General features: G+C 39.8%; 2 protein-coding genes and 2 pseudogenes. All 4 read left to right on the top strand.

Annotated elements, in window-relative coordinates:
- Positions 1–523: pseudogene (locus tag ACFIJW_RS02615) on the top strand (hypothetical protein); the annotation flags it as partial.
- Between the two features lie 42 nt (positions 524–565).
- Entirely contained in the window at positions 566–1,903 is a 1,338-nt protein-coding gene (locus ACFIJW_RS02620) for a hypothetical protein (protein WP_375627702.1), read from the top strand.
- Positions 1,904–1,909: 6 nt separating this feature from the next.
- Positions 1,910–4,045, top strand: a complete 2,136-nt coding sequence (locus tag ACFIJW_RS02625; protein WP_375626993.1) for a glycine zipper family protein — start codon at positions 1,910–1,912, stop codon at positions 4,043–4,045.
- Positions 4,045–4,150 (top strand): annotated as a pseudogene (locus ACFIJW_RS02630) (lytic transglycosylase); the annotation flags it as partial. The gene ACFIJW_RS02625 and the pseudogene ACFIJW_RS02630, both read left to right, overlap by 1 nt.

Below are 4,150 nucleotides of genomic sequence, written 5' to 3' on the forward strand. Positions count from 1 at the left end.
TGAATTAGCTCGTATCAAGTATCGCCAGCGTGATAGAGATTTACAGCATATGATGCAAGCCAATTCGATGATTGATCAACTGAATGAGAACCGCTTAGGCATGATAGGCAACTTATTCCCCTCTTATAATAACGCATATTCGAATATGTTGCAGGGGTCATCTGTTCTTAATGACTACAATCAACGCCTTGTTGATGCCAATAGAGAACGTTGGCTGGAACAAGACAATAGCGGCTGGAATAGGTTGAATATGCTTATGAACGCCGGTCATGGCTTTGCAAGGAATTACGGCACGACNCTTGTTGATGCCAATAGAGAACGTTGGCTGGAACAAGACAATAGCGGCTGGAATAGGTTGAATATGCTTATGAACGCCGGTCATGGCTTTGCAAGGAATTACGGCACGACGACGAATAATGTGTCAGAATCTAAGATGCATGGTAACGACCCTTGGCAGAATGCTATGATGGTGCTTTTTGGATTAAAGAAGGCTGCGGAAAAGGCAGCAAATGCTGCCGTTTAGTTTGAATAATCTTAGAAAAAATAAATAGTTAAAGGGAAAGTAATGGTTTTTATAGATTTTGACCCGAGATATAAACATTTCGAACTCAAACGAAAAAAAACGACAACAGAGCGATTGCAGGAAGGAATAGATGAAAGTCAAAGACTGGATAAAGATAGAAAATTACCATTTATTCCTCAAGTACCAGTTCTCCCTAGTATGATTTCTATGAATAATCCATATGATGTGTATCACGGTTCTCTAGTTCCGATAGGCTCTATTTATCCTAATGAGGAAAATAAACCTTCGTTTCCAATTCCAAGAGAAAAAATTCCACCTAGTGTAGGAAATCATGCATCTGTTGTAACAGAACCAGTGACACCACAAGAACAGAATTCTAAACCAGAACCTAGTTTTTGGGATAAACTTTCTCGTTTTTCACAGTCTGATGTTAGTAAAAATATTGATGATTTTCTTATGGGGGCGATAACAGCAAGTCCAGATTCGTCTGGATGGCAACTTTTTGCCAAGGGGCTGAAGAACTTGCATGAAGGAGATAAACAAAGAGGGCAGGTTAACCAGACTGTCGAGTATCTAAAGTCCAAAGGCTACAGCGAAGAAGAAGCTGCTGTCATGGCAAGGAATCCTCAAATGCTTAGTGCATTGTTAACAGGTGGTGATACTCCTAAGTTACCTCTGGGGCATCAATGGTATATCAATCCGGAGACAGGTGAACGTGAAGCGAGACCGATTAAAGGATCTCTACAGGAATTGGAGTATAATCAGAAAAAACGAGACATAGAAGAGTGGGAAACAAATAAGAGAGAGTATGTGAAAGAAGTTGCATTAGAAATTGATAATACTATGGGTGCGGTTAATCATGCCATTAAACTTATAGAGAGTAATCCAGATTGGGTTGCTGGTAAAGGTGGTACGGTTACTCAAATTTTCCCAGGATCTGATGCCAAAACATTAAAATATCTATTTACTCAGATTCAAGGCGGTGTCTTTAAGCGAGTGATTGCATCAATCAAAAAACAAAGTAAGAATGGAACCGTAGGTGTTGGTCCATTATCTGAGAACGAAAGCAAGTGGTTAGTATCATCTTATGGTACTTTAGATATTAGTGACAAGCCTGAAGTATTACATACAAGACTTTTAAATATTAAGAAGATGCTTGCACATTTTCAAGAATTTAATGATGAAGAAATTTATAGGTTATCACATGGATTGGAAGTAAAAGAGCGTAAAAAAGACCCTTCTCAATCTTTTACTAATGGGTTGGTGTCACAAGGAGGTAGTGAAAATATACCAAAGATGAGTTTAGAAGAGGCATCTATTAAGGATAACGTACTTTATTTTGTGGATAGTTCCAGTGGTGAATTTCTGGTTAAGGAGTAAATATTAATGGCCCCTTATAAGACTTCTGGTGCGATTAATTCTCAATATGTATATGCTAAGAATGGGACACGTTTTCGTGTAGTTGAAGATTCTGCTGAGATTGAAAAGATTATAAGATCAAATGCTAACAGTTCTTCTTCATCTTCTCCTCGATATGTATACGCTAAGAACGGAACACGTTTCCGCGTAGTTGAAGATCCCGCTGAGATTGCGAAGCTATCTAATCAATCAACTACAACAGATGATTTCTCATTTGATGATAAAGATCTTACGGTGTTGGATGCTGTTATGAGGAATAGCGCGTCTGGTGCGACGGCAGATTATTTTGACGAGATGAAAGCAGCCAATGAAGCGGGTTTTATAGATTATTGGCGTGGTGATAAGAAAGCAGAGGAGATATATAATAGACGGGTAGCTAAGGAGCGCGCTTACCAAAAAGCCTTGCAAGAGAAATATCCTATTTGGTCTTCTATTGCTTATGCTGCTGGTTCACTTGTACCGACAGGACTCTCACTTTTTGTGCCTCCATTAAGGGCTTTGGCTCTTGCAAAGCATATGTCAACACTTGGAAATATTGGTAAGGCGATGATGTTCGGGGCAGGTTCAGGAGCTTTACATGGCTCTGGAGCAGGAGAGGGTCTTTCTGGTCGTCTTATATCGGCAGGGTTTGGTGGTGGTATTGGAACAGTAGCTGGTCCTATTGGTTCTCTTGCCGGTACAGTTGCTTCTTGGGGTACAAAAAAAATGGCAAGGGGATTGCAACATGTTCCCTATATTCCCTTTATGAAAGGAGGGCGTTTTAATCCTGCTCATAAGGAAGTTCAAACCAAAGCGGTTAGGGAAGTTGCAAAAACATTATATGATGATGGTGTTGAGAATGTTGCAGAGCGTCTTGGCTCTGCGCCACGCCATGCATTTTTGACAGATATCAGTCCAAATTTAGAAGTATCCCTTGCGAATATGGGGAAAACAAATGCGCGTGTTTCTGAACTTTTGAAAGGAGCACATGGGGAACGAGTGCAGAATGCTATTCACCGTATTGGTCAGTCGGCAGATGAAAACATTACACCTCTTCAAGATACGAAAGTTTTAAAAAGGGTACTTCAAGAGCAAGGAGAAAAAGAATATCAACCTATTTATGCACAGGTGTATCGTACTCCAGTAGGAAAAGAGCATTATGCAGCTCTTAATGATCTTTTTGCACATGAAGCATTTCAAGAAGCAGTCGAGCGAGCCGTTAAAGTCTTAACAAAGGACCGTCGCCTTGCAAAACCAGAGATGTTTTATTCGAGAGAATTTAGGCACATTAATTACAAGCCTACGATGGAGTTATTAGATCAAACGAAGAAGTCTCTCGATTACCTTAGCAAGAAGTATCATAATTTTGGTGATAACCAAATGGCTCATGTATATAAATCGCTTAAAAAAGACTTAGTAGAGATAGCGGACCAAATTTCTCCTACTTATAAAGCAGCACGGGCTAGTGTAGCCAAATATGAAGGTTTTGAAGAAGCGATAAAACAAGGCAAAAACATTGCACAGAGGGACGTATCGGGAGAGGGGATTGCAGAAGGTCTTCGTAAAGGAGCAATGCCTAGTGGTCTCAATACTTATCATGTAGGGATGAGAGACTATATTGATGATCTATTAAAAGGTTCGCGTCCTATTAATAGCCTTTCAAATATTTTACAAACGGGTAGCATGTCAGATAATCTAAGCAGATCTTTAAGCTCTAAAAACATTCATGCGTTTAGAAAAGCTGTAGAGGGTGAAAGGTTCTATGAAGATGCGGCGAAAAGAGCACTGAAACCGTTTCAAGGAACGCCTGAACATAATTATTTAACAGGTGTTAATATACCGTATGGAAAAACTAGTGCAGCACATGCAGGGGCAAAAATTATACAAAATATTTTATCTGATACGATTAGAAAATTGCCACAAAAAGAAAGGCAAATACTTGAACGTGATATAGCGAAATTAGCAACTTTTGGCGTTAAAGGTATGAACCAGAAGGAAGTTGCTCAAATGTTACAAAGATTTATACGATTACATAAAGCAGGAATTGGTAGTGACCATTTTTGGCATTTCATTTCTTCGGCAGCGTTAGGAGAAGCGGGAAGATTTTTAAGGAGTAAGGGTTAATGACCCGTTATAGTCCTTCAGTCGATCAAGCGATACGGCAAACGGCAGCGCGTTATGGTTTGCCAGAGAGTTATTTGTACCGTGTTGCGCAAGTGGAAAGTGGAG

This window comes from Bartonella sp. MM97QHHN (genome assembly GCF_042194285.1).
Taxonomy (GTDB): domain Bacteria; phylum Pseudomonadota; class Alphaproteobacteria; order Rhizobiales; family Rhizobiaceae; genus Bartonella.

Excerpts from the sequence above, each read along its gene's own strand:
- ACFIJW_RS02620 (WP_375627702.1), top strand. The coding sequence starts at position 566 with ATGGTTTTTATAGATTTTGACCCGAGATATAAACATTTCGAACTCAAA.
- ACFIJW_RS02625 (WP_375626993.1), top strand. The coding sequence starts at position 1,910 with ATGGCCCCTTATAAGACTTCTGGTGCGATTAATTCTCAATATGTATAT.